This window comes from Microbacterium salsuginis, assembly GCF_012524205.1.
In the GTDB taxonomy this organism is placed as follows: Bacteria; Actinomycetota; Actinomycetes; order Actinomycetales; family Microbacteriaceae; genus Microbacterium; species Microbacterium salsuginis.
Map to the genome: position 1 here is coordinate 1 of NZ_JABACI010000009.1, position 1408 is coordinate 1408.

Here is a 1408-nt window from a genome sequence, read left to right on the forward strand (position 1 = left end):
AATGGAGGTATGACCAGCCTCGCCGACGCTCTGGACGAGCTCGGCGACGCGCTCGCGCGAGTGACCGCTGCGGCGATCGCGGAGGGCGGGCTGCGCGGCGCGGACGACCCCGAGGTCTTGGCGGCGCTCGCCGCGGCCGGGCACATCCGGCGGTCTGCGGAAGGGGTGATGGTGGAGGCGGTCGCGGTGATCACCGACCGTGACGGGTCGGCCGCGCATGGCGACCGGATCACCACCCGGCACGGATGCCGCAACACCCGCGAACTCGTGCAACGCGCGACGCGGGTGTCGGGGCGGACCGCATCCGAGATCGTCGCGGTCGCGCAGTCGGTGCAGCAGCAGGTCGCGCTGTCCACCGGCGAGGTGCTGCCGGCGGAGTTCCCCGGGATGCGGGCCGCGCTCGCAGCGGGCCAGGTCGGTGTGGAAGGGGTGCTCGCGGTGACCGGCTCGTTCCGCGGCTGCCAGACCGGCCGCGCCGGGATCCTCGCTGCCGACACCGAGCTCGCCGCCGCCGCCTGTGGCGAGGGGGCCGATGCGGCACCACCCGCGTCCGCGGACGAGCTGCGGGCGCTGGCGCTGGTGTGGGCGGCGTACCTGGACCAAGACGGCACCGAACCCGAGGACACCCGGGCACTCCGCAAACGCAGCATGACCATCGGCCGGCGCGGCGAGGACGGCCTGGTGCCGCTGCGCGGCCGGCTGCTCCCCGAAGTGGCCGCCCAGTTGCAGCTCGGGTTCGACAGCGTCCTCAACCCCCGGGTCGGCGGCGCCCCCTCCCCGGACGGACCGTGCTTCACCGAGGGCGACGACGAGGATGGGCCGGTCGCGTCCGCCGCAGACCCGCGGTCGCATACGCAGAAGCTGCATGACGCGTTCGCGGTGCTGCTCACGGCCGCCGCCGCATCGGGCTCCCTCCCCACCCTCGGCGGCGCCGCACCAACCCTGGTGGTCACCGTCCGCCAGGAAGACCTCGTCGCCGGGCGCGGGAAGGCGCACCTGCCCGGCGACGACCTGCCCATCCCGCTCACCACCGCCCGGCACACCGCCTGCGTCGGCGCGGTGCAACGCGTCGTCCTCGGCGAGGGCGGCCGGGTCGTGTCGATCAGCACTCTGGACCGGCTCTTCAACCACCACCAGCGCAAAGCGATCACCGTCCGCGACGGCGGCTGCGTCATCCCCGGCTGCCACTGTCCCCCGCAATGGTGCGAAATCCATCACGTCACCGAACACTCACGGGGCGGGCCCACCCATACCGACAACGGCGTCCTGCTGTGCTGGTTCCACCACCGCACCCTCGACACCGGCAACTGGCAGATCCGCGTGCAAGACGGCATCCCCTATGTCCGCGGACCCTCCTGGTGGGACCACACGCGACAATGGCGACCCGCCACCAAATCCCCCACCCGCA

The 1408-nt window shown here is 73.4% G+C and carries 1 protein-coding gene; it reads left to right on the forward strand.

Annotated elements, in window-relative coordinates; genetic code table 11:
- Positions 1-9: 9 nt before the first annotated feature.
- Positions 10-1408 (forward strand): HNH endonuclease signature motif containing protein (locus HF576_RS20090; protein ID WP_168914630.1); only part of this gene is annotated, 1399 nt, incomplete at its 3' end.